Source organism: Psychrobacter sp. FME6, from assembly GCF_014861365.1.
Taxonomy (GTDB): domain Bacteria; phylum Pseudomonadota; class Gammaproteobacteria; order Pseudomonadales; family Moraxellaceae; genus Psychrobacter.
Genome location: NZ_RRYW01000002.1, coordinates 22,718 through 46,693, shown reverse-complemented (window position 1 = coordinate 46,693; position 23,976 = coordinate 22,718). Strand labels below are relative to the sequence as shown.

At 43.0% G+C, this 23,976-nt stretch carries 19 protein-coding genes; 2 read left to right on the top strand and 17 right to left on the bottom strand.

The genetic code is table 11. The features are described 5' to 3' along the window. Positions 1 to 34: 34 nt before the first annotated feature. Positions 35 to 3,739: a transcription-repair coupling factor gene (gene mfd / locus EI162_RS00535; RefSeq protein WP_192522484.1), complete on the bottom strand. Its 3,705-nt coding sequence runs from the start codon at positions 3,737 to 3,739 to the stop codon at positions 35 to 37. 314 nt (positions 3,740 to 4,053) lie between these two features. Between mfd and EI162_RS00530 the strand changes: the two genes are divergently transcribed. Beyond that, entirely contained in the window at positions 4,054 to 5,688 is a 1,635-nt protein-coding gene (locus EI162_RS00530) for a BCCT family transporter (RefSeq protein WP_192522483.1), read from the top strand. Between the two features lie 191 nt (positions 5,689 to 5,879). Here the strand turns inward: EI162_RS00530 and rraA are convergent, their stop codons facing one another. After that, complete coding sequence (gene rraA / locus EI162_RS00525) at positions 5,880 to 6,395, bottom strand: ribonuclease E activity regulator RraA (RefSeq protein ID WP_225736876.1); 516 nt, start codon at positions 6,393 to 6,395, stop codon at positions 5,880 to 5,882. Between the two features lie 152 nt (positions 6,396 to 6,547). Then, a complete protein-coding gene (locus EI162_RS00520; protein WP_192522481.1) occupies positions 6,548 to 7,249 on the bottom strand; it encodes an NAD-dependent epimerase/dehydratase family protein in 702 nt (233 codons plus the stop codon). A 656-nt stretch (positions 7,250 to 7,905) separates the two neighbouring features. On the opposite strand from EI162_RS00520, the gene rpsT reads away from it, so the two are divergent. Beyond that, the gene (rpsT, locus tag EI162_RS00515) at positions 7,906 to 8,172 is read left to right on the top strand and encodes a 30S ribosomal protein S20 (RefSeq protein ID WP_192522480.1); all 267 of its coding nucleotides are present in this window, start codon (positions 7,906 to 7,908) and stop codon (positions 8,170 to 8,172) included. Positions 8,173 to 8,304: 132 nt separating this feature from the next. Here rpsT and EI162_RS00510 read toward each other — a convergent pair whose 3' ends face one another. The 14 genes from EI162_RS00510 to hemE form a co-directional block, all read right to left on the bottom strand. Then, complete coding sequence (locus EI162_RS00510) at positions 8,305 to 9,141, bottom strand: histidine phosphatase family protein (RefSeq protein ID WP_192522479.1); 837 nt, start codon at positions 9,139 to 9,141, stop codon at positions 8,305 to 8,307. A 125-nt stretch (positions 9,142 to 9,266) separates the two neighbouring features. Beyond that, on the bottom strand, positions 9,267 to 10,067 hold the full coding sequence (locus EI162_RS00505) for a metallophosphoesterase (protein ID WP_192522478.1): 801 nt from the start codon (positions 10,065 to 10,067) through the stop codon (positions 9,267 to 9,269). A gap of 119 nt (positions 10,068 to 10,186) precedes the next feature. Beyond that, entirely contained in the window at positions 10,187 to 10,885 is a 699-nt protein-coding gene (gene pyrF, locus EI162_RS00500; protein ID WP_192522477.1) for an orotidine-5'-phosphate decarboxylase, read from the bottom strand. Positions 10,886 to 11,229: 344 nt separating this feature from the next. Next, positions 11,230 to 11,640 (bottom strand): LapA family protein, encoded by a 411-nt coding sequence (locus tag EI162_RS00495; protein WP_192522476.1) that lies wholly within the window; start codon positions 11,638 to 11,640, stop codon positions 11,230 to 11,232. 116 nt (positions 11,641 to 11,756) lie between these two features. After that, positions 11,757 to 12,062 (bottom strand): integration host factor subunit beta, encoded by a 306-nt coding sequence (locus tag EI162_RS00490; RefSeq protein WP_192522475.1) that lies wholly within the window; start codon positions 12,060 to 12,062, stop codon positions 11,757 to 11,759. Between the two features lie 284 nt (positions 12,063 to 12,346). Continuing rightward, on the bottom strand, positions 12,347 to 14,035 hold the full coding sequence (rpsA, locus tag EI162_RS00485; protein WP_192522474.1) for a 30S ribosomal protein S1: 1,689 nt from the start codon (positions 14,033 to 14,035) through the stop codon (positions 12,347 to 12,349). A 326-nt stretch (positions 14,036 to 14,361) separates the two neighbouring features. Continuing rightward, a complete protein-coding gene (gene cmk, locus EI162_RS00480) occupies positions 14,362 to 15,132 on the bottom strand; it encodes a (d)CMP kinase (RefSeq protein WP_192522473.1) in 771 nt (256 codons plus the stop codon). Between the two features lie 172 nt (positions 15,133 to 15,304). Further along, positions 15,305 to 15,895 carry a tRNA adenosine(34) deaminase TadA gene (tadA, locus tag EI162_RS00475; protein ID WP_192522472.1) on the bottom strand — a complete coding sequence of 197 codons (591 nt, stop codon included), beginning with the start codon at positions 15,893 to 15,895 and terminating at the stop codon, positions 15,305 to 15,307. Continuing rightward, positions 15,896 to 16,633, bottom strand: a complete 738-nt coding sequence (locus EI162_RS00470) for a uracil-DNA glycosylase (protein ID WP_192522471.1) — start codon at positions 16,631 to 16,633, stop codon at positions 15,896 to 15,898. It lies immediately after the preceding gene. Between the two features lie 142 nt (positions 16,634 to 16,775). Beyond that, entirely contained in the window at positions 16,776 to 19,373 is a 2,598-nt protein-coding gene (locus EI162_RS00465; protein ID WP_192522470.1) for an AAA family ATPase, read from the bottom strand. A gap of 612 nt (positions 19,374 to 19,985) precedes the next feature. Continuing rightward, entirely contained in the window at positions 19,986 to 20,393 is a 408-nt protein-coding gene (locus EI162_RS00460) for an ATP-dependent Clp protease adaptor ClpS (RefSeq protein ID WP_192522469.1), read from the bottom strand. 148 nt (positions 20,394 to 20,541) lie between these two features. Then, complete coding sequence (locus tag EI162_RS00455) at positions 20,542 to 21,408, bottom strand: hypothetical protein (protein WP_192522468.1); 867 nt, start codon at positions 21,406 to 21,408, stop codon at positions 20,542 to 20,544. A 103-nt stretch (positions 21,409 to 21,511) separates the two neighbouring features. Further along, entirely contained in the window at positions 21,512 to 22,579 is a 1,068-nt protein-coding gene (argC, locus tag EI162_RS00450; RefSeq protein ID WP_192522467.1) for an N-acetyl-gamma-glutamyl-phosphate reductase, read from the bottom strand. A gap of 55 nt (positions 22,580 to 22,634) precedes the next feature. Then, positions 22,635 to 23,771, bottom strand: coding sequence for a uroporphyrinogen decarboxylase (hemE, locus tag EI162_RS00445; protein WP_192522466.1), 1,137 nt, complete (start codon positions 23,769 to 23,771; stop codon positions 22,635 to 22,637). Positions 23,772 to 23,976 lie beyond the last annotated feature (205 nt).

Below are 23,976 nucleotides of genomic sequence, written 5' to 3'. Positions count from 1 at the left end.
TTAGTCTTATCTAACCACGATGATTGGTTTATCGCTAAGCGGACTCCACCACCATATGCTCGCTAAAATAGTGTAACAACTCCTGAATAACGGTCACACGTTGCTGCGGTGTTTCAAGCTTATCGCCATCTTGATAGCGAATACCAGACGCGCCATTCATACGATAGTTCTGCCCATTTGATTGAATCAATTTAATAATAGCTAGAGCATCGACTGGGGTATCTGGTGCGAACTCTAACGTCATACTACTATTGGCATCAATTTTATTAATCTTTAGCGGCTCTGCTTGTATGCGCAGTCCGTGAATGGCAAAAAGATGCTTGGTTTGATCAGGTAGTGTACCAAAGCGATCAATCATCTCAGTGCGAATATCGGTCAACGCCTCTTTATCATCGGCATTACCAATACGTTTGTAGAATAATAAACGCTGATGCACATCGTGCAAGTACTCTTCTGGTATCAGCGCAGAGCTGTGCAGGTTAATTTCACTGGTGAGCGACAGTGGTGTGCTTAAATCAGGCTCCTTACCCGCTTTGATTGCTTTTGTCGCCCGCTCCAGCATGTCCATATATAAGCTAAAGCCAATCGCCTGCATATTACCACTTTGCTGCTTACCGAGTATCTCACCGGCACCGCGAATCTCTAAATCTTCACTGGCCAGCATAAAGCCTGCACCCAGGGTATTAGCGCGCTCAATGGCATGCAATCGACGTTTGGCATCGCCTTTAAGTCCTTTAATAGACGGTACGAGTAGATAGCAATAGGCCTGATGGTGACTGCGACCCACGCGGCCACGTAACTGATGCAACTGCGCCAAGCCAAATTTATCAGCGCGTTCAATAATAATCGTATTGGCATTGGGCACATCGATACCGGTTTCGATAATGGTTGAGCATATCAGTACGTTGAATTTTTTATGATAAAACTGCTGCATGACTTGTTCTAGTTGACGCTCTTGCATTTGCCCATGAGCGACCCCTACTCGTGCCTCAGGAACCAGCTCACGGATAGTTTCTGCCATACGTTCGATACTGGCCACATCATTATGTAATAAGTAAACCTGACCGCCACGCAGTAGCTCACGTAAAATAGCTTCTTTCATCAAGGCTTCTGTTTTTTGCATCACAAAGGTTTTAATCGCAAGGCGACGGGCAGGTGGCGTAGCAATAATCGACATATCACGCATACCAGAGAGCGCCATATTCAGCGTTCTAGGGATTGGGGTCGCTGTCATCGACATACTGTCCACATCGGTCTGAATCGCCTTGATACGCTCTTTATGGCGCACGCCAAAGCGATGTTCTTCATCGACAATCATCAAACCTAAGTTAGAAAACTTCACGTCAGGTTGTAATAGTTTATGCGTACCGATAACGATATCGACCTTGCCTGCTGCGAGGTCTGTTAAAACCGTTTCCTGATGCTTTTTGCCACCAAAGCGCGAGAGCGTTTCAATACGTACTGGCCAATCCGCAAAGCGATCGCGGAAATTGTCTTCATGCTGACCTGCTAGCAATGTCGTAGGCACCAATACAGCCACTTGATAGCCGGCGCTGACCGCAATAAAAGCTGCGCGCATCGCAACTTCTGTTTTACCAAAACCCACGTCGCCACAGATAAGGCGATCCATCGGTTGGTTTTGCCTCATGTCTTCCATAACCGCATGGATGGCATTGGCTTGGTCAGGCGTTTCTTCAAAAGCAAATTGACTGGCAAATAACTCATATTGCGATGGGTCTATTTTAAAATGAATGCCTACTTTGGCTTCGCGCCGTGCTTGCATATTGAGAAGCTCAGCGGCAACATCGTGAATTTGTTCTAACGCTTTTTGCTTAGCCTTATCCCATTTGCCGCTACCGATTTTGTGTAATGGCGCAAGCGCAGGGTCGCCGCCACTATAGCGGTTAATCATTTGCAAATTAGCGACTGGCACATAAATACTGGCATCATCAGCGTATTTTAGATGAATAAACTCTTGCTCACCATCACCGACATCTAGCGTAATCAAACCGTTATAACGCCCAATACCGTGTTCGATATGGACCACAGGACTGCCATCCGTTATTTCGGTCACGCTTTTAACTAAGAACTCTTCTGACACACCGCTTTGGCGACGACGGCGTGTTTGCAGTACTTGCCGACCAAACAATTGTGTCTCACTAATCAGCACCAAGCGCTCAGGGACATATACACCGCGCTCAATGGGTGCAACGGTTAGACCAACCTGTGGTAAATTTTTATCGTTAAGCGCGCGCGTTTTATCAGCGGCTAAAAACGCTTCAAAACTGTCATAGGCTTTGATATCGATTTTGCCTTTAAACAGCTCAATAAGAATCTCACGGCGACCCGCTGTTTCGGCAACCACCAATACTGGTGTCGCGGTTTGCGCTTGTAGCTCTAAAAATGCCAATAGCTCCGTAAGAGGCTCTGCCTTTTGATGGTTCACTGCTAGCTGAGGTGGTTCTTGAGCACTAAGCGTCACTAAACCTTGCTGTTTATTTGGTTGTTGCTCAAGCTCTAATGATAAATCGTCACTATCGATCGCGGCGACATCTGTCATTGTCGCTAGCTCATCACGCGCACTAAGTATCACGCGTGGATAATGATTGAGATGTTCATTAAGCGTATTAGACAATAAATATAATAACTCAGGGGCAACGATAGGTTTATCGATATCATGACGACGCTCTTCATAGCGGCGCTGGATTTGTGACCAATAATCTGCCTGTTTTTCGTTAATCAATTCATCAGTAATAAATAAAGCATCGCTTGGCAAGTAAGAAAATAAACTGCTCTCATTTTCCCAATCTTTTAAATCAAAAAATAATGGCTGATAGTATTCAAGCCCACTACTCGCGATACCCGCCATCACATCTTTGTGCAGCTCAAACTTACGGCTACTGGCATTAGGGAACATCGCGGCAAAATTTGTCCGGAACGTCTCACGCCCTTCATCGAGTGGAAACTCTTTTGCCGGTAGTATTTGGAATTGTTGAATAGGTTTTGAGATATCTGGCAGTTTATGCAGCAGCGACAGTGATTCTTTGCCCATACTATTATCGTTGCCACTCATCATGGTTTTCAGGTCGTCAACGGTTAATGTGCGCTGGGTCTGCGGATTAAAAAAACGAATCGTTTCAATCTCGTCATCAAATAAGTCTAGACGCAACGGAAACGGCTGCCCCATCGCAAAAATATCAATGATACTACCCCGTACCGCAAACTCACCCGGCTCAAAGACATTTTCTACTGCGCGGTAGCCAGCCTTTGCTAGTAATGTACGCTGGGTATTGATATCAAATCGATCACCCACACTTAAATCAAAATGCTGTCCAATCAGCCAGCTGGGCGGTGCCACACGATGCATCAGTGCTTGTACTGATATTAGCAACACGCCTGAGGTTGGCATGTCAGTTAATAGGTTGATACGCTCGCTGACGATATCCTGATGCGGTGACAGCTCATCATAAGTCAGCGTTTCCCAATCAGGAAACACATGAGCATCGACCCCACTAAATGCCAACTCTGTTTCTATTTGATTGAGCTGATTTTGATCGCGGGTTACCACGACCTTTAGCCGATCAGCAATATCCCATATCGGTGTCTGCACCAAGCTTGCCAGCCACAAACTACTGACCGCACCATGCACAGGTGCTAGCCAACGCCTCTGGGCATTTTGGATAGGGAATAACTGCTGGTTAATAGGGTCAAAAGCGTCAGTCAAAGCAGTGATAGGCATAAAGGATATGGTCAACGTTAAGAGTCAGAAAGCTATTATACGAATATTTTAGCAATTACCAAAATTTATGCCGTAACGGTTTGTCACTTAGTCTATTGCTTTGTCATCCGCCTGCTAATTATTTGACAACGGACTACTTTTTATAACCACTGAGATTTATAGCCACCATAACAGGGTTGCGTGCTCATTTGACAAGGCTAGGTATTTTGTTAACATAGTTTGCTTTTTTACAAAAAAGTTCATATATCAACACAGGATGTTATATCTGCGCCTAAAAAAGTGCCCCTTCGCTAAAATCAGGATCTTTATTACCTATGAAAGAGCACAAAAAAATCCCCAAAGTTTTACTCGATAAATTCCAACGTAGGCTTTATACCACCAAGCATGAAGTTGGTGAAAACAATATTAATATTCTTGGGTTAGAGCTACATAACCCAGTGTTTTTTGTCACTGCTCTTGCGGTTATTGCCTTTGTATTATTCACCTTAATCCTTCCCGATGTCTCTAAATTATGGCTCAATGGTACTAAAAATTGGGTGGTAAATAGTTTTGATTGGTTCTTTATCAGCGCTGCCAACATCATGGTGGTATTCTGCCTGTTACTCATTGTCTCACCCTATGGCAATATTCGGATTGGCGGTGTTAATGCCAAACCCGACTTTAACCGACGTTCATGGTTGGCCATGCTGTTCGCGGCGGGTATGGGCATTGGCCTGATGTTTTGGAGCGTCGCTGAACCTTTAGCATACGCCAGTGGCTGGGCGGGTACGCCGCTTGGTGTCGAAGCCGATAGCCCCGAAGCCTTTAGAGCAGCAATGGGCGCGACCATGTATCATTGGGGGCTACACCCATGGGCTGTGTATGCAGTAGTTGGCTTGTCATTGGCAATATTCGCCTATAACTTTCGTTTCCCTTTGACCATGCGCTCGGTATTTTATCCTCTACTAAAAGAAAAAACCTGGGGATGGCCGGGGCATATTATTGATGTGATGGCTGTATTGGCTACTATTTTTGGCTTAGCAACGTCTCTTGGTCTAGGCGCCCAACAAGCGGCGAGCGGATTGAACTACCTATTTGGCTGGGACTTTGCCGGCAATACCCTGGAGATGATCATCATTATATTGGTGACCGGTCTGGCAACCATATCTGTGGCACGCGGTATCGATGGCGGGGTGAAGTTTTTAAGTAATATCAATATGATCGTAGCGGCCTTGCTATTATTGTTTGTCTTTTTTGTCGGCGACTCCTTAGGATTACTCGTTAAAATAGGCGCAACAGCGGTTGATTATATCAGCTATATCATTCCCTTATCCAATCCTGTAGGCCGCAGCGACAGTAACTTCTTCCATACTTGGACTATATTTTATTGGGCTTGGTGGATCAGCTGGTCACCATTCGTAGGGATGTTTATTGCGCGTATTTCTAAAGGGCGTACGGTACGTGAATTTGTTACCTCGGTAATGCTAGCGCCTACTATCGTCACTATCGTTTGGATGACCGTATTTGGACAAACAGGCCTTAGTCAATATACCAATCAAATGGGTGAATTATCAGGTGGCATTAGCGATGCTTCGCTAACCTTGTTTCAGATGCTTGATAACTTGCCATTGGCTACCTTTACCTCATTGATTGCTGTTATTTTAGTGATGGTGTTTTTTGTGACCTCATCAGACTCAGGATCATTAGTCATCGATACTATCACGGCAGGCGGCAAGCTTGAATCACCGATGTCGCAGCGCGTATTCTGGGCGATTGCCGAAGGCTGTATTGCCATTGCCCTACTTTATGGTGGTGGTACTGAGGCGCTAACCACCATTCAAGCAGGCTCTGTTAGTACTGGCCTACCCTTCACCTTTCTGTTGATTATCATGTGTGTCAGTCTGTGGTTAGGGCTACGCCGTATTTATAAGGCTCGTGAACAGATGCTTTCAGAATTAGAAAAGTATTGATAGCACAGTTTAGAAATGGTCATATTTAAAAACGACTCTCTAAAAGCCTGCAAAAACTAAAAACTTATCAGCTATTTAAACGCAAAAATCCCAGCTTTTGACAGGCTGGGATTTTTTATTGGCTGTGTTTGTAGTGGTTTATTCTATAGGGCTAACAACAACCCCTTAAAAAACCAAGTTTCGCTTCACCCTTATATTAAAGATTTGTCGCTAGCGATAACGCCATTATTGTCTGCATAAACAAACATACCAGAGTTTAATACTAAATCACCAAAGCTGATTTCAATATCAGTCTGACCTTCATCGCGACGAGTCGATTTGCGCGGGATACAGCCTAATGCTATTACGCCAACATCCATCTGTGCCATATCATCGACATCACGAACACATCCATATACGACTACACCCGCCCAGCCATTATCAATGGCTGCTTGGGCAATCATGTCGCCTAACAGCGCGCAACGCATAGAGCCGCCACCATCGACGACCAAAACCTTGCCATTGCCGTCTTTATCTTTGCCATTGCTGTTTAGTAGTGATTTGACACGGCTGTTATCTTCAAAGCATTTAACCGTCACAATTTCACCGCAAAACTTGTCCTTGCCGCCAAAACTATAAAACGACTTACCTTCAATATTGGGCAAGCACACTTGTGATTCAGGGTTGGCATCCAACAAATCACAAGTTACAAAGTTTTCTTTATTCATCGTTGTTGCTTCTGGCATGGTTAGACTCCTTGTCTTTAATTATGTTTTTAATCGTACTTTTAATTTAATCCTACTTTTAACTATGGAAACATCGTTCTTGATTAGGCTATTTAGTGGGTTAAGCCATTTTAAAACCCAGGCTCATTGATAGCTTAATGTTTTACTCGGGTCATCGCAAGCATCTGTTTATTTTCGATAATCTCCGTGGTTCTAATCATCGGTTCGGTACGATACTTACTGCGCTCATAAATGCTATGCGCGCTCATAGCCATGGCATTGGCAACACGTTTCGCAGAAATGGGGTGCAGTGAAAGCGACTCTGATACCAGCGGCGAGATAAGCTTAAAGGCTTTTTGACCCATACTTTCCAGTGGGCGGCCTTTATGCTTACCCAATAATAATGAAGGGCGAAAAATGACTAGCTGTGCAAAATCTAACGCCATAATAGTACGTTCAGTTTCAGCTTTTACCCGATTGTATAAAAAGCGACTCTCGGCCTCGGCATTCATTGAGGACAATAAAAAGAAGTTTTCAACGCCTTTATCTTGGCACAATTTGGCAAAATTTACATTATAGTCGTGGTCTACTTTACGAAAAGCCTCATCACTACCCGCTTGTTTTTTTGTGGTGCCAAGGCAGCTAAAAGCATCCGTATTTCGATCAACACCAACATTTGCAAATATTTCAGCCAAGTTTTCAAAATCGTTCACCTGATAAAAGCGCATGCAGGCATTGATATAGCGTGGCGGTCGCCGTGCAATCACAATTAACGTATCATAAAGCTCACTAAGCTGCTTAACAAGATGCTGCCCTACCAGTCCTGTCGCGCCAATTACAATTGCTTTTCGCTGCATATCCTACCCATTTATATAGTGTTGGAGAACTTTACCAAGATGAGAAGAGGGGGTGTTAGAAAATCCTTGATTTAGTATCATACCTAAATTAACAGAAGACTGACGCTATTCTACAGAATTTATTGTAAAAGATTTTATCAGTAATGAGGCTTATTGAACCAACACTATTTTTTATAACTATAATGACAACCTGTTCGATAAAAAAAACACTGCGGGACTGGAAAGCTTTTATTTAAGACATAAATTTTGCAGCGTAGGCACAGCAAGCCAGAACAATCTATACCAGTCGCACGTCTAACATCATGTACCCATGTTATTTAGTATCAGCGTTATTTAGTATCGACGATACAAAGAATGGCTCAATAAACACCCTAAAAAACAGTTATCCATATAGGGACACAACTTCTTTAAGCATTAATCATCAAATATATTGTTCTAAGCGCGATAATTTGCTAAGATAACCGGCTTTACACGTCAACGCTGTTTAATTATTCCAAACAGTTCTGGCGCTTGCGATGTTCCTATTGATATTAGATACTTTAATATTAGACATCGACATCATGTTTGACGAGACGGCTGCTCGTCACCGATGATTGTTAAACCCATTATTGTAATCAACATTCATATTTTTATCTGTCTTTATCAAGGAGATACGCGTGGCTAATACTGCACAAGCTCGTAAACGCGCCCGTCAAAACACCAAACGTCGTCAGGACTCTGCGTCACAACGCTCTATGGTTCGTACTTACTTAAAACGTGTTGACGCGGCTATCGCTGCTAAAGATTATGACGCGGCTACCGAAGCTTACAAAAAAGCGGTACCGGTTCTTGATCGTATGGCCGACAAAGGTATTATTCATAAGAATAAAGCTGCTCGTCGTAAGAGCCGCCTAAACAAAACAATCAAAGGCCTACAAGCTTAAGATTTGTATTGTTTGGACCCCATGATGCTTTGAGAGCATCATGACGAAAACCTTGTCACTGGTTCTAATACTGGGGCAAGGTTTTTTTATGCCTGCTCAAAAATATCCCTTTCAGCACATAATAGAAAGATTTTATGTCCACTTAACCTCTGGTGGCAATAGCAACTTGTTAGGATGAAACCCAGCCGCGCGGTAACCATCCAACAAAGTATGAATCGGACGCACATAAACCTCACCGCGCCAGACAAAGTAGGCGCTGGCTTGTTCAAATGGCTTATCATCAAACCACAAAAACACTCCCTCCATCATCTTTGGCCAATCGTTCCAGTCAATCTCACTCACATCAAACATCACTGCTAAGAATGCAGACAACAAGGTATCATGGCTGACAGCCAACATGAGATGCCCGTCTTGCGGCTGATTTTGATAAAAAAGCGATAAAATATCAAGTCCCCCTTGATAGGCATTTTTAGTGCCTTCAAGATTGCCTTGTAAGAATCGATTAATAAAGTTGAGCACACCAATTTCTTTAAAGATTGGATTGGCTATATCAGGTTCGGTCACGAGGCTGCCAGGTTCGACCAGTAACGACTGATGCGCAATATCTCGACGCAGCCCTGCTCCTTCTTGCATCAACTGTGCAGTATCAATACAGCGCCCTATTGGGCTTGAGATACTATCGACATCGAGTGAATACGGCAGATGTCCTGATAACCAACGGCCCCAAGATTTTGCCAGCACACGACCTCTAGGCGTCAGTGGCAACTGATAACTGGCAAAGCCATTACCATCAGAACGCTCACGTAGAGAGTGCCTAGTAAATAAAATAAGGCGCTTATCTTTAGGCAATAAACTGACCGAAGAAATCATGCTATCAGGCAGGTGAGAAGGTGCTGGCGCACTTGGGATGTGATTCCCAAGCCTCTCAACAGATGGCTTTGATAATGGGTTATTAGAAGTTTTACTCATGACACAAGACTAGCAGATTTTCTGAGAGTAATGAACTAAATATAAATTCAGTTGCAATATAAGCAAGCTGAATGGAAGACACGCTCTAATAGCAGAGAAATTGAGGCACGTCCTCAAAAAGTCCCCTATTCGCCAATATCAATCACTCTATCCCATGCAAACGCTAATGCCGTACTGCTAACCTCATTGGGGTAAGCACGTGGATTGACGATCACGCGTGTCTTATTAATCTGATAATCAAATGCTTCGTGGGTATGACCATGTACCCATAATATTGGTGCCCAATCTTCATGCATCCATGCAGAAAAATCACTGACAAAAGCAGCATTACTCGGTAAGTCAGCAAATTTCTCAGATACAGATAACGGGCTAATACTATGATGACTCATGACTACAGTTTTTTTGCCCAACTCTTTAGCGGTTATTAATGCTTGTTTTAACCAATGACGGTGCTTAGCATGAATCTGCATAGATACTTCAGGTGAAAATAACTCGCTACCAGCATAGATTTGCTTATAGTCACGCATAAACCGCGTAACAACTGCCATAGTGTCTTCATTAGCTTGATACTGATAGTCAGTCCAAAGTGTACAGCCTAAGATTCTTACTTCGCCAATATCAATATGCTGGCACTGCAAAACGCGAACGCCAGTTTTTGATTCAGCATTATAATTGTCCCAAGTCGCCAGCTTTTTATCGAAATGTAGCACATCTTCATTGAAATACTCATGGTTGCCAGCAATGGTGATAAGAGGGACTTGTAAGCGCTCTGCTTGCTCTTGTAGCCACGGCATACCACTATCACTATTGGCAGTGTCTCCCGCCACTAGCACGATATCTGCGTCGGTTTTGGGGATGTGTCCCATCGGATGTGACTGACGCGCATAACTATCAATATGTAAGTCACTCAAAATCTGTAATTTCATATGATCCAATATTCTTAAATAAACCCAAATAGTTTAGCACCTTTTTACCTACCCGCAAAAACTAAAAAAGACAGCGGCTTAGGCTGTCATTTTTAGTTTTTCTGGCGCATTATAAAGTATTAAATACCTTTAAGTATCGTCTGCAATTTAGCCGCAGGGTCTGCAGCTTGAGTAATTGAACGCCCAATCACCAGATAATCAGAACCATCACTTAATGCCTGTTTTGGAGTACAAATGCGCTTTTGGTCATCTGTATTGTCATCAGGCAAGCGTATACCTGGGGTCACCAGTTTAAAATCATCACCGCACAATTTCTTGAGCGTTTTTGCCTCTTGTGCTGAGCACACCACGCCATCAAGACCTGCTTGCTTAGTCAATTGAGCTAAGCGGCTCACTTGTGCATCCAGACCGTCAGTGATACCCGTTTGCATGAGTGCTTCGTTATCCATAGAAGTCAATACGGTGACTGCGATCAACAGTGTTTCAAAGTTTCCATCTAACAAACGCTGCTTTGCTAATGACATCGCATCGTAGCCGGCGCTTGCATGGACATTTACCATCCATACTCCCAGCTCAGCAGCTGCTAATACTGCTTGCGCTGTGGTATTCGGGATATCATGGAACTTTAAATCTAAAAACACCTCAAACCGACGCTGATGTAATGCTTTGATTATGTCAGGGCCACAGCGGGTAAAGAGCTCTTTACCTACTTTTAATCGGCATAACGCCGGATCTAATTGGTCAGCGAGTGCTAGAGAGTCATCCTTAGTCATATTGTCTAATGCGACGATGACTGGAGAGCTAATTGTGTTGTTCATGGTTATGCCACTTTATATCAGGTTTATCACATAATTATAAGACGATTTATCAGCAACAGATTGACTAGGGGCTGTATAGAATTCAGCTAAGGAACTGACAGAGACTATTTTTTAGGCAATTCGACGCCAAAAATAGTAAGTTTAGTTATTCTAAGCGCGATATTTTTGGCTATGAAGTGGCAAAAAATAGTCCTGTTCCTTCGGACTGATGCTAAAATCGCCCCAGACGTTGTTGTAAATCTAGCTAAGGTCTCGACATTACCTTCGATTTACGCCTAGTCTGGAATTATTTTAGCGATCAGCAGTCCTAATAGATGAATTCTATACAGCCCCTATTTACCCAATCAATAATCTCGCTTTTTTTTGGTTAAGCTTGCACCTTCGTCATTATTATCTGCTATGCCATTCTGTACGTTTTCAGCTGTGGCGCCATAGACGGCTTCGTCTACTGTTGGCGAATTCGCTTGACGATCAATAACGACATTGGCTTGGTTTATCTGCTCTTGCAAATTAGCGTTCGCCTTTTGTAAACGCGAAATTTCCCACTTGTTTTGTAAAACACGGAAAATGAGCAACGCTAATAAAATACCAATGACGATGCCAAGTATCAGGCAGAGGATCAGTAGCAACCCTAAGTTCATCGTCGGTGCTTGCGAAAACAGCAAATTCACGCCGACTTCCGTATTATTTGCCAATACCAAACCCAGAGAATAAGCAAAGCTCAAAAACAGTAATACAAATAGTAAAAAGCGCATGAGACGTATACCTCGGTTTGAAATATTATTAATCTTTTAAGAGCAGGACGGTCACAAAGATAGCTGACAAATCATTTCATAGAGCACGCTTACTCACTCTATGATTTATGGCTACACTAGCTATTTGCAACGGTATCATTGACTGCTTCGCGTAGCGCTTTACCCGGCTTAAAATGTGGGATAGCCTTGGCGGGTACGGGGACGCTTTCCCCTGTTTTAGGGTTACGCCCTAAACGAGCACGGCGATGATGGAGACAAAAACTCCCAAACCCACGCACTTCTACCCGACCATCATTGGCTAAAGTATGGGTCATCAAATTTAATATTTCACGCACTGCATCATCGACAACGGTATCCGTTATGTTGTCACAGTTCGCACTCAAATTACTAATAAATTCGGACTTATTAATCGCTTGCTGCATTATTACGCTTGCCTTGTTGATTGATGGATAAGATCATTTTGAGTCCAAACCACATAAATTATGCTAACAGCGGTAAGTTTACTCGTTAAGCCAATTATTAACTTATAATGATTCAAATTCAGGTGTACATCTCGTTACTCGATGTTGTAAATGATAGCGGATATTAGTGTAAATGGAAATAAGAGTTTACCCATTTGGGCAAAACCCTAATAGCAATATCAAAATTCACTCATAAAAAAAAGCGACCGGGGTCGCTTTTTTTATATTACTTTTATATCAATAACTTACTGCATTTGTTCTTTGATCAAGTCACCAATGGTTTTTGGCTGTGCATCAGAACCTGCAGCTGGAGTAGTACCTGCGCCGCCTAGATCTTTAATCGCTTGACGCTCTTCAGCTTCGTCTTTCGCTTTGATAGACAAGTTGATGTTGCGTGTTTTACGATCAACACTGATGATCTTAGCTTCAACGTCATCACCAACGCTTAGATGCTTAGTTGCATCTTCAACGCGGTCACGTTGGATCTCAGAGGCACGTAGATACGCTTCAACTTCATCAGCAAGCTCAATAGTAGCACCTTTAGCGTCTACTTCTTTTACTTTACCATTAACGATAGCACCACGGTCGTTACCGACTAGGTATTCGTTGAATGGATCAGAGCTTAACTGCTTCACGCCCAGGCTAATACGGTTTGCTTCTGCATCTACAGATAATACCATTGCTTCAACGGTGTCGCCTTTGTTGTAGTTACGGATAGCGTCTTCGCCAGTTTCGTTCCAAGAGATGTCAGATAGATGAACCAAGCCATCAATACCACCGTCTAGACCGATAAAGATACCGAAGTCAGTGATTGATTTGATCGTACCAGTGATTTTATCACCGCGCTCATGTTTCTTATCGAACTCATCCCATGGATTGGCTAGAGTCTGTTTGATACCCAAGCTAATACGGCGACGTTCTTCGTCGATATCAAGAATCATTACTTCAACTTCATCACCCACTTGAACTACTTTTGATGGATGGATGTTTTTGTTGGTATGATCCATTTCTGATACGTGTACTAGACCTTCGATACCTTCAGAAATTTCAGCGAAGCAACCATAATCAGTTAGGTTAGTTACGCGTGCTTTAACCACACTACCTACTGGGTATGTGCCGCCAACGTTGTCCCAAGGATCAGTACCAAGTTGTTTTAGACCTAGGCTAACGCGGTTACGCTCACGATCAAACTTCAATACTTTAACTTTTAGGTCTTGACCAACTTCAACCACCTCAGATGGGTGCTTGATGCGACGCCATGCCATGTCAGTGATGTGCAATAGACCATCAATACCGCCAAGGTCAACGAACGCACCGTAATCAGTTAGGTTCTTAACGATACCTTCGATCTCGATACCTTCTTCAAGCTTGTTCAGTAGCTCTTCGCGCTCAGCTGAGTTTTCAGCTTCCATAACAGCGCGGCGGCTTACCACAACGTTATTACGTTTTTGGTCAAGCTTGATAACTTTGAACTCTAGCTCTTTACCTTCAAGATGCGTCGTATCACGAATAGGACGTACATCTACTAATGAACCTGGTAAAAACGCACGTACTGAACCGATATCTACAGTGAAACCGCCTTTAACTTTGCTTGAGATAATACCTTTTACGATCTCATCATTGTCAGAGATTTTTTCAAGGATATTCCAGGTCTCAACACGTTTGGCTTTTTCGCGTGACAGTAAGGTTTGACCCATACCGTTATCAACCGCTTCAACCACGACATCAACGCTATCGCCAACTTCAACTTCAAGTTCGCCTTCTTCGCTTAAAAACTCTTCACGAGCGACGATACCTTCAGATTTAAGACCAGTATCTACTGTGATCCAATCGTTATCGATGGCCACAACAGCACCTGTAATAACCGAGCCACGCTCGATATCCAGACCCTGCTCTTCAATGCTCGCTTCAAATAGTTCAGCAAATGATTCCATTATGTCTACCTTTGTATAGCCGTATCCTGTCCAGCACAGTACGGATCAAATTTATGACTGCATAAAACGAGAATACTGGTTTTATATCTTATGCAATCATATATAAAAACGATTGTTGGTAATAAGCAAATGGTTCAGAAAACTCACTAGCAACAATGGTTTTACATCAAAAAACTTTATATTCTTAATCTTTATACTTTTTAAACAGAGCCTTTTAGATAGCATTTTTGATGCCTACCTAAAGACTATCAAACTATTACTACTGTAATTTTATACTAAAACCCATCCTCATTGTAAGCTTTTTAGTGCTTACTATGTTGTTTTTATTAACTATTAAAACAAATACCTTTCGCCTGACAGTGCCTTTTGACTTGCTCATAGACAGTATCAGCATCTAATGTTGAGCTATCAAGTAGCAAAGCATCTTTTGCAGGTTTAGAAGGTGACGTCTGACGATTTTCGTCACGATCATCACGGGCTTTAATGGTTGATAAAATTGCCTGATAATTAGCCTGTTGACCTGCTTTTATTAATTGTAATACACGACGTTCAGCACGTGCTTGGGCGCTGGCAGTCAAAAACACTTTAACATCAGCATCTGGAAACACTACCGTACCCATATCACGACCATCAGCAACCAACCCTGAGCGCGTTGCCATATCTTGCTGCAAAGCTAACAGCGCTTGTCGTACTGTTGGATAAACCGCCACCTGTGACGCATAACCGCCAACGGTTTCGTTGCGAACTTGCTCACCGACTGCTTCACCATTCACAACGATATCGACACGCCCTGAGTCAGTATTAGGCTCAAATACAATCTGCAAGCTTTGAGTCAATTCTAATAGCGCGGCTTCGTCAATTGTTTGGCTAGCATCTGCTGTAATCAACCCCGCTTCAAACGCCTTGAGTCCGACAATACGGTATAACGCCCCTGAGTCTAGCAACTGATACCCTAAGGTCTGTGCTAAACGCCACGTGACTGTGCCTTTGCCTGCACCACTTGGACCGTCAATACAGATAACAGGGTAACGCACTATTTGAGCCTGGCGGTCATCGTCACTATTAAGTGTAGAGCGATCAGTAGTAGAGACAGTCATAATACTCACTTAATAGTAGGCGATACTTGTATGGCTTTTTGCATATTAATAACAAAGCAATATTTACTTATATATCAAACATTTGACAGCGACTTAGCCACTTCACCATCAAATAGGGCAATATTATAGCAAAGAAACCTGCCTATCACTAGCAGCAAGACTGATATCATTGTTAATGAGGCATACTGGCTTTATTTTTTGCCACTTTTCGGCGCTCACGAAAAAACGTTCTGAGCATCTGGCTGCTATGCTCGCCGCACAAGCCCTTATGTACTTCGATAGTATGATTATAAAAAGGTTGCTCAGGCAGATTCAGTTGACTGCCAACCATGCCAGCGCGCGGCTCACTCGCTGCATAGATTAACCTATCGACTCTTGCATGAATCAGTGCACCTATGCACATGGTACAAGGCTCCAAGGTCACATATAGGGTCGTCTGTAGCGGCAAGCGATAGTTTTTTAGACGTGCGCAGGCATCTCGCAGCGCCACAATTTCGGCATGAGCCGTTGCATCATGGCGACCAATTGGCTCATTAAAGCCTTGGCCAATGACTTGCTGCTGATGCACCAGTATCGCTCCTACAGGAACTTCCCCATACTTAGCGCCCTTTTTAGCCAGTTTCAGCGCTTGTTGCATCCATTTAACATCGTCAACCGACCAGAATGTACTGGTTTTAAGCTGCTCGCTTATGAACGTTCCATCGATGGATAAGCTATCTGATAAATAATAAGGCGGCAATTGGTGATGTAGAGAATTTATCATTTATTGCGGTAACTGCCAATCGATGGGTGTTTGACCATACTGTTTTAGATAATCATTGGTTTTAGAGAATGGTTTAGAGCCAAAGAAACCACCACGGTTGGCAGCTAATGGCGATGGGTGTACCGCAGTCAGAATTAAGTGTTTATCAGTATTGATATACTTGCCTTTTTTCTGCGCTTTACTGCCCCACAAAATAAACACGGTATGCTCTGTTTGCTCATTAACCACATCAATCACCGCATCGGTAAACTGCTCCCAACCTTTATTTTGATGGCTGTTTGGCTCGCCTTCTTTTACCGTCAATGAGCTGTTTAATAGCAAAACGCCTTGCTCTGCCCAATAGGTCAAATCACCATGTGCTGAATAGCTAGTGTCAATATCATCTGCCATCTCTTTCAATAAGTTGTTAAGAGACGGTGGCTTTGGGATCGCTTTGGGTACAGAAAAGGATAAGCCCATTGCTTGCCCTGGACGATGATAAGGGTCTTGTCCCAAAATGACGACCTTGACCTGAGATAAGGGGGTCAGATTAAAGGCATTAAACATCAGCGGCGCTGGTGGATAAATACTGTCATCTGATTGGTACACTTCTTTTAAAAATGCCCGCAGGCTATCCATATTATCAGAGGTCAATTCTTCCGCTAACGCTTCTTTCCAGTCTTCTGGCAAGCGCACATTGTCTAAAATCACTTGCTTTTGCGCTTGCGTCTTTGCTGGCTGTTCATCGAACAATTCCATAATATGTCCTGTTTTATTTGTTATAGGAGAAGAGAATATCTTATATTAGTACATCACGACTCATCTTAAAACGAATGATAGCAATAAAAAAACGGCTACCGTAATAATAGGATAACCGTTTTTATAACACATAGGCTAAAAATTAGCTGGCTAATGATTCAGAGTCTGGATGAGGCTCATGAGTTTCAACGACCGTCAAGACAATACGACTGTCCGCTGAACCTTTATCCGAAGCTTTCTCACTATATTTATCTAGCTTCACAGCGTCACTATTTTGTTCATCGACCTCTTCTGGCTCTAAAGTGAGGTGTACAACACCACCATTCACTAAGTCACCAAATAAAATCATACCGGCCAATGGCTTTTTGATTTCATCTTGAATCAAACGTTGCATCGGACGTGCGCCCATTAGACGATCATAGCCTTTGTCAGCTAAATAATCACGGACATCATCATCGATCTCTAAAGTTACTTGCTTATCATCTAGCTGGACTTGTAGCTCAACCAAGAATTTATCGACTACAGATACAACGACTGACGTATCAAGAGGATTAAACTGGATAATCGCATCGAGACGGTTACGGAATTCAGGGGTAAAGACACGTTTGAGCGATTCAGTATTGTCACGGCTATGATCTTGCTGAGTAAAGCCCATAGACGAGCGGCTGATACTCTCAGCACCGACGTTGGTGGTCATAATGACAATCACTTGCTTAAAGACAGCAACTCGACCATTATTATCGGTCAACGTACCGTGGTCCATCACTTGTAGCAACAAGTTAAAGACATCGGGATGCGCTTTTTCGATTTCATCAAACAATACGACACAATGTGGATGCTGATTGATTTTTTCGGTCAACAAACCACCTTGATCATAGCCAACATAGCCTGGGGGTGCACCAATCAAACGTGAAGCAGTATGCGCTTCCATATACTCTGACATGTCAAAGCGTACTAGCTCAACGCCCAGTAGGTTTGCCAACTGACGTGAAACTTCTGTTTTACCCACGCCTGTAGGCCCAGCAAACATAAACGAACCGATAGGCTTATCTGGTGCTTTTAGACCCGCACGCGATAGCTTAATCGCATCGGCTAAAGTTTCAATTGCCTCATCTTGACCAAACACTAAATGTTTAAGATCACGATCTAAGTGTTCAAGAATGCTCTTATCATCACTCGATACTGATTTGGGTGGAATACGCGCAAGCTTGGCAACAATCGCTTCAATGTCTGCCACATCGATTTTCATCGGTGGTTTCTTTTTGGTTTTCGACACTTTTGACTTATCATCTGACTCACTATCTAACTTGGCACGGTCATCGGCTTTTGCCGTATTGGCCTCATCCCGCATCTCGTTATCAATAGCTTCATTACCTACAGTGCTATCAGCATTATCGCTATCAACACCTTCTTCGTCAGCATCAATCTGTGTATCAAAATCTTGCTCTAAATCAGCAATAAAGCTTTGTTCTGCATCGATATCATCCGCATCAGGAATCACGCCTAAGCGCTTATAAGCACCCGCTTCATCAATGACATCAATCGCCTTGTCTGGTAAAAAGCGCTCATGAATATGTTTGGCTGATAATTGAACGGCAGTTACCAAGGCCTCATCAGTATATTCAACATTATGGAACTCTTCGTAACGTGGTTTGAGACCGCGTAAAATATCGATGCTGTCATCGACACTAGGTTCTTTGACATCAATTTTCTGGAAACGGCGTGACAATGCATGATCTTTTTCAAAAACCTGACGATACTCGGTAAATGTCGTAGAACCAATACAACGCAGCTCGCCATTAGCAAGTGCGGGCTTAATCAAGTTTGATACATCCATATTACTACTCATCGACGACCCTGCGCCAATAATCATATGAATCTCATCAATGAACAAAATTGCATTGGGCTTTTTCTTGAGTGCATCGAGCAGTGATTTCATGCGTTTTTCAAAATCACCACGATACTTAGTGCCAGCAATCAACGAACCAATATCAAGACTATAAATCACACAGCCATTCAGCGGCTTTGGTGCTTTTTCATTGATAATCAACCATGCTAGACCTTCAGCGATTGAAGTCTTACCCACACCAGGCTCACCGACCAACAACGGATTGTTTTTGCGGCGGCGACACAGAACTTGTGCAGCGCGCTCAATTTCAGGACCGCGGCCGATCAATGGGTCGGTTTTGCCTTCAGCCGCGCGCTGATTTAAGTTGGTTGCAAACTCGACTAATGGGTCTTTACTGGTTTTTTCTGAGGCACTGCGGCGCTCACCCGTCATAGAAACTCGTGGCTCAGATGATTCGTCTTTATCTTGACCATGTGATAGATATTGGGTCAGCTCAAGGCGGCTAATGCCCTGCTTTTTAAGCAAATAAACCGCATAAGTATCATGCTCTGAAAACATAGAGACCAAAATATCTGAACCTTCGACGAGGCGACCACCACCAATAGACTGTACATGGAAAATAGCGCGTTGCAGGATACGATCAAAGCTTTGGGTTGGCTGCGGCGACTGCTCTGTATCTACGTCGACTGTTGGTGTGTGCTTGTTGATATAGGCCTCAAGCTCGCTACGCAGCGTTGAAACATTAGCATTACAGGCAGTCAATGTATTTGCCGCATGGGTGTTTTCTAATAAGGCCAGTAATAGATGTTCAACAGTGAGATACTCATGCGATTTTTGACGCGCAAGTGTCATTGCTAAACGTAAAGAAACTTCAAGATGACGACTTAACATAACGACTTCCTACGGTTATACCTATCTTTATAATTGATAGCTTTATGAATGAGTTAGTAAGTAAATCAGGGCGATAGATGGATTGTTCAAGGGCAATAATTTATTATTAAGAGACATTACTAAATGACCACATCCATGACTTGAGTGTTGTTTTCAGCTTTTCTTTATCTCAACACGATACTTGAGAAGAGTCAATCTATTAACGCAGTCTAAAATGTATCAAAGCATGCTGCTTATCGATAAGCACAGAAATAACAGTATATTAGGGCTGGGCAAATAAAAGAGAGGTTGGCAGTAAAATAATGAACGAAGATATAGATGATAGACAACACACGCTTCAAACAACTATTTGACGGTGTAGTATAATATGTGGGGCTTCTTTGTAGAAAAATCAAGGTTGAAACAATAACCATCGACATCGTTTAAGAGAAGTTTTTTAGGCAATTATTGGCTAAAAATATCTGCCAGGCTCACGCTATAAGGGTGATATTCATAACATATGCAGACGGTTTGAAAGGGTAAAACAGAGAAAGCTGTAAAGCAGAAGAATTAAAAATCGAGCCTAGAACCTAGCATTACAATCAAGAAAACCTCATAATCAAGAAGACCCTGCTACTCACCTTGGTGTGGTTCTATTTGAGTTAATAATGGATAGCCTTCACGATGAGCCAGACTGTTTACTTTCTTGGCTTTGGTTTCCGCAATATCCTTAGGATAAATACCCGCAATACCCTTATTGCTATGATGAATCGTCAACATAATCTCAACCGCAGAATCCATACTATGACGGAATTCTGACTGTAAAATATAGACGACAAACTCCATCGGCGTATAGTTATCATTGTACATAATAACGGCATACATTGGCGGCTTGGCCACTTCTGGCTCTGCCACCAATACATCTGCTTGTGGCGACGTTTCGCCATCTGTATCACCGTCTTGCGCACGGTGAGCAGGCATATTTGGGAAGTGCCAATCAGATACGGCTGGCATCGCTTGTAGGTTTTTTTGTTTTATCATAGTTAGAATACAAATTAATAAGTATATTTATAATAGGATAAAGCGCTATTAAAATAGATTGGCAGAAATAATACTAAGATTGGTTGGACATCGCGGTTCTAGATCATCAAAAGCTATAGACTGTCAGAGCCAACAACCATTAAAACGACTAAGGCGCAATCGGGCTTTCATCGACTTCTGGTAAGTCTAAAAGCGAGAGCGGCATATTATCAACTCGATCACCGAGTTTCCAATCATACAGCTGTTCTATCTTTTTCCCACCAGCTTGCAAGCTGATTTTTGCTTGTAGCGGCTTAAAGCCTGACGGCATCGTAAAGCGGCCGCGAATACGGACGATACCTTCAATCGTATAAGAGGAAGGATCTAGCGGTACTTCTACAAAATCATCATCGTTGAGCAATGTTAGTACTGGTGTTAGGCGCTTGGCTTTACCATCTTCACTAAGCATCGCAATATCAAAACCATATTCGAACGCATTTTCAGGCAAGGGTTGAATTTTGGCACCCAATATATGTAATGGCATACCACCCTTTTCACTCAGAAATTCAGCATATAGCTCATTGAGCTGTGAGACTTGTTTGTTTTCCACTGTCAGTTCTTGCTGATTTTCACGAAGCTCATCCAGATTCGCCAAACTAATGGCCAGCTCTTGTTTAGCAGTGCTGGCTTGATTAGTCGCGATTTTATTACTGATCCGTAAGTCCTCAAGCTCTTGGACGGCCTCGCTACTATTAATCATTGCTTGCTTGGTTTCGGTTTCTATGGAATGAAATCCGCGCTGATAGCCGATTTTATGTCCAAATATCAACCCCACCACTGCGGTCACTAATATGGCCACAACAAACAGTGCCAATACCAGCGTAGACGCCCCTCGTTGTGTGCTACTAATATTATTGACTAAGCGATCACATTCTTTAGGAGAATACAGTCTACGTCCCACATTATCTGGAACAGAAGCCTGACACGATAAACGTGCTGGCCGTGAGCAAAAGCGTAGTACGAGCTTAACACGCATCTAGACAGTATCTCTTAACAGGAAGGGCAAGTTATTATAGCGGAATTCATAATCAATACCTAGCGCCATAAATATGAAGGATTTTTTCCTTAGTAAATCTCTCTTAAGGAACGATAGGCGCAAAATTTAGCCCCATTGATTCATCGAAACCAAACATTACATTCATATTCTGCACTGCTTGTCCCGCTGCCCCTTTCACCAAATTGTCTTGAACAACGATAACCGTCAGCTCAGCGCGTTCATTGTCTTGATGAACAGCAATACGCAACCGATTACTGGCCCGCACGCTGCGCGTATCTGGGTAGATACCCTTTGGCATCACATCAACGAACAGCTCTGACCTATAGGCATTTTCAAACGCTTGCTGCCAATCAATAGCAGCCCCAGCATCCGTTAGCTCCATATGAATAGAGCTAAGCATGCCACGTATCATCGGCACCAGATGCGGTAAAAAACGAATACGATGGGTGAATTTACTATCCAATAACTGCGCAACGCCTTGCTCAATTTCGGGCAGGTGCCGATGGCCTTCAACGCTATATGCTTTGAAATTGTCTGTGGATTCAGCATAATTAAGTGCAAGCTTGGCTTGACGTCCAGCACCAGAAACACCAGATTTTGCATCGATAACGATACGCGATTCAACAAGCTGTACGGCTTGTTTATTTTGCGCCTCTATAATCGGTTTTAAGCCCAAAATAGCAGTGGTTGGATAACAACCAGGGTTACCAACGACTAAAGCATCAGCAAGCTTATCACGATTGATTTCAGGTAAACCATATACAGCTGTTTTTAGCAGCTCAGGACAAGCATGTGACTGTTGATACCAGTGCTCAAAATCCGTCAATGATTGCAGACGAAAATCAGCAGCAAGATCAATGACTTTGACGCCTGCTTGCGTCAGCGCTTCAGCCTGCTTCATTGCCACGCCATGCGGTGTCGCAAAAAACACCACATCGCACTTTTGCAGCGCTGCAAGCGTATCATCACCCAAGTCGCTAAAAACAATATCTGAGATACCGCGTAAGCTTGGAAATATCTCATCAGCTCGTGTACCCGCTTCACTACGCGAGGTTAGCAAATCAATAGATACCTCAGGATGAGCAGATAATAAGCGAATGAGCTCAATACCTGTATAACCTGTGCCACCGACAATCGCTGCTGAAATCATAAGACATCCTTTTTTCTGTTACTTAGTAAACATCTGGCTTTATAGATTATAAGCTTTAGATTTTATAATCATGTACCGCATCGATAAATACTTTGGCATTATCAGGGTTGACCCACTGGGTAATACCATGACCTAAGTTTGCGATGTAGCCAGTCTTTTCGCCATTCGCATAAGCGCTATCGAGCATCGCGTTTACTTCAGCACGGATAGTCGCAGGTGAACCATATAAAGTCGCTGGATCCAAGTTACCTTGAATGGCTTTGCTACTTTGTAGTTTTTTATGTTGTTTGGTCAATTGGCGCTGACTTTCTGTCAATACTTGGCGGGCACGATCGATCGGCATTGTCCAGTCTAGACCCAAAACGTCTGCTTCACTATCCGCTTGCACATCTAACCAAACGCCACCACCTTTGGTAAATAATACCACCGGTATTTCAGGATGACGTACTTTTAGCTCAGCGACAATACGCTTGTTATAAGCGTGAGAGAAATCGATAAACTGACGATGGGCTAACGCGCCGCCCCAGCTATCAAATATCTGTAATATTTGAGCACCAGCAACCACTTGCGCATCCAAATAATCAATGACAGACGTTGCTAATTTATCTAGTAATTGATGTAAAAACTCAGGATTGCTATATAAGAAGCCTTTAGTATAACGATAGTCTTTTGAGCTGCCACCTTCAATCATATAAGTGGCGAGTGTCCACGGACTACCAGAAAAACCAAATAGCGGTACCTGTCCATTTAGCGCGGTACGAATGCTGGTCACCGCACGCATGACATAATCAAGAGAGTCATTGACATCCAGCACAGGCAATCTATCCAAATCTGCTTGCTTACGAATAGGATGCTTAAACTTCGGTCCTTCCCCAGTTTCAAAATATAAGCCCAACCCCATAGCATCAGGAATGGTCAAAATATCACTGAATAAAATAGCCGCGTCCAAATCCATACGACGTAACGGCTGCAAAGTCACTTCAGTGGCACGTGCGGTATCTTTACACAGACTCATAAAATCACCTGCTTCAGCGCGAGTGGCTTTATACTCTGGTAAATAACGACCCGCTTGACGCATCATCCATACAGGCGTGGTATCTATTGGCTCAAAGCGGAGTGCCCGTAGCAATCTGTCGTTTTTTAGAGGCGCAAAGTTCTGCTCAAGCGCACTATTATTGTCTGAAGCACTCATGTACAAATCTCCAAAGCAGCACTGTATTTAATAAATATATAAACAGTACCGGATAAAATAAATTGAATAAGGGAATACTAAACGCTAATAACTTATAGGCCGCGACAGCTAAACTTTATGTTAACTGTCATTGACCAAATAAAACTTGAGACTAGGTAAAGGTATGTCGTTAGGGCATATCCTCACTCTGAACGAAGCCAGCTAA

Excerpts from the sequence above, each read along its gene's own strand:
- cmk (WP_192522473.1), bottom strand. The coding sequence starts at position 15,132 with ATGACTGTCTCTACTACTGATCGCTCTACACTTAATAGTGACGATGAC.
- EI162_RS00520 (WP_192522481.1), bottom strand. The coding sequence starts at position 7,249 with ATGCAGCGAAAAGCAATTGTAATTGGCGCGACAGGACTGGTAGGGCAG.
- argC (WP_192522467.1), bottom strand. The coding sequence starts at position 22,579 with ATGATTTCAGCAGCGATTGTCGGTGGCACAGGTTATACAGGTATTGAG.
- EI162_RS00455 (WP_192522468.1), bottom strand. The coding sequence starts at position 21,408 with ATGCGTGTTAAGCTCGTACTACGCTTTTGCTCACGGCCAGCACGTTTA.
- rraA (WP_225736876.1), bottom strand. The coding sequence starts at position 6,395 with ATGAATAAAGAAAACTTTGTAACTTGTGATTTGTTGGATGCCAACCCT.
- rpsA (WP_192522474.1), bottom strand. The coding sequence starts at position 14,035 with ATGGAATCATTTGCTGAACTATTTGAAGCGAGCATTGAAGAGCAGGGT.
- EI162_RS00495 (WP_192522476.1), bottom strand. The coding sequence starts at position 11,640 with ATGCGCTTTTTACTATTTGTATTACTGTTTTTGAGCTTTGCTTATTCT.
- EI162_RS00465 (WP_192522470.1), bottom strand. The coding sequence starts at position 19,373 with ATGTTAAGTCGTCATCTTGAAGTTTCTTTACGTTTAGCAATGACACTT.
- EI162_RS00490 (WP_192522475.1), bottom strand. The coding sequence starts at position 12,062 with ATGCAGCAAGCGATTAATAAGTCCGAATTTATTAGTAATTTGAGTGCG.
- hemE (WP_192522466.1), bottom strand. The coding sequence starts at position 23,771 with ATGAGTGCTTCAGACAATAATAGTGCGCTTGAGCAGAACTTTGCGCCT.
- EI162_RS00530 (WP_192522483.1), top strand. The coding sequence starts at position 4,054 with ATGAAAGAGCACAAAAAAATCCCCAAAGTTTTACTCGATAAATTCCAA.
- tadA (WP_192522472.1), bottom strand. The coding sequence starts at position 15,895 with ATGATAAATTCTCTACATCACCAATTGCCGCCTTATTATTTATCAGAT.
- EI162_RS00510 (WP_192522479.1), bottom strand. The coding sequence starts at position 9,141 with ATGAGTAAAACTTCTAATAACCCATTATCAAAGCCATCTGTTGAGAGG.
- mfd (WP_192522484.1), bottom strand. The coding sequence starts at position 3,739 with ATGCCTATCACTGCTTTGACTGACGCTTTTGACCCTATTAACCAGCAG.
- EI162_RS00460 (WP_192522469.1), bottom strand. The coding sequence starts at position 20,393 with ATGATAAAACAAAAAAACCTACAAGCGATGCCAGCCGTATCTGATTGG.
- EI162_RS00470 (WP_192522471.1), bottom strand. The coding sequence starts at position 16,633 with ATGGAATTGTTCGATGAACAGCCAGCAAAGACGCAAGCGCAAAAGCAA.
- pyrF (WP_192522477.1), bottom strand. The coding sequence starts at position 10,885 with ATGAACAACACAATTAGCTCTCCAGTCATCGTCGCATTAGACAATATG.
- EI162_RS00505 (WP_192522478.1), bottom strand. The coding sequence starts at position 10,067 with ATGAAATTACAGATTTTGAGTGACTTACATATTGATAGTTATGCGCGT.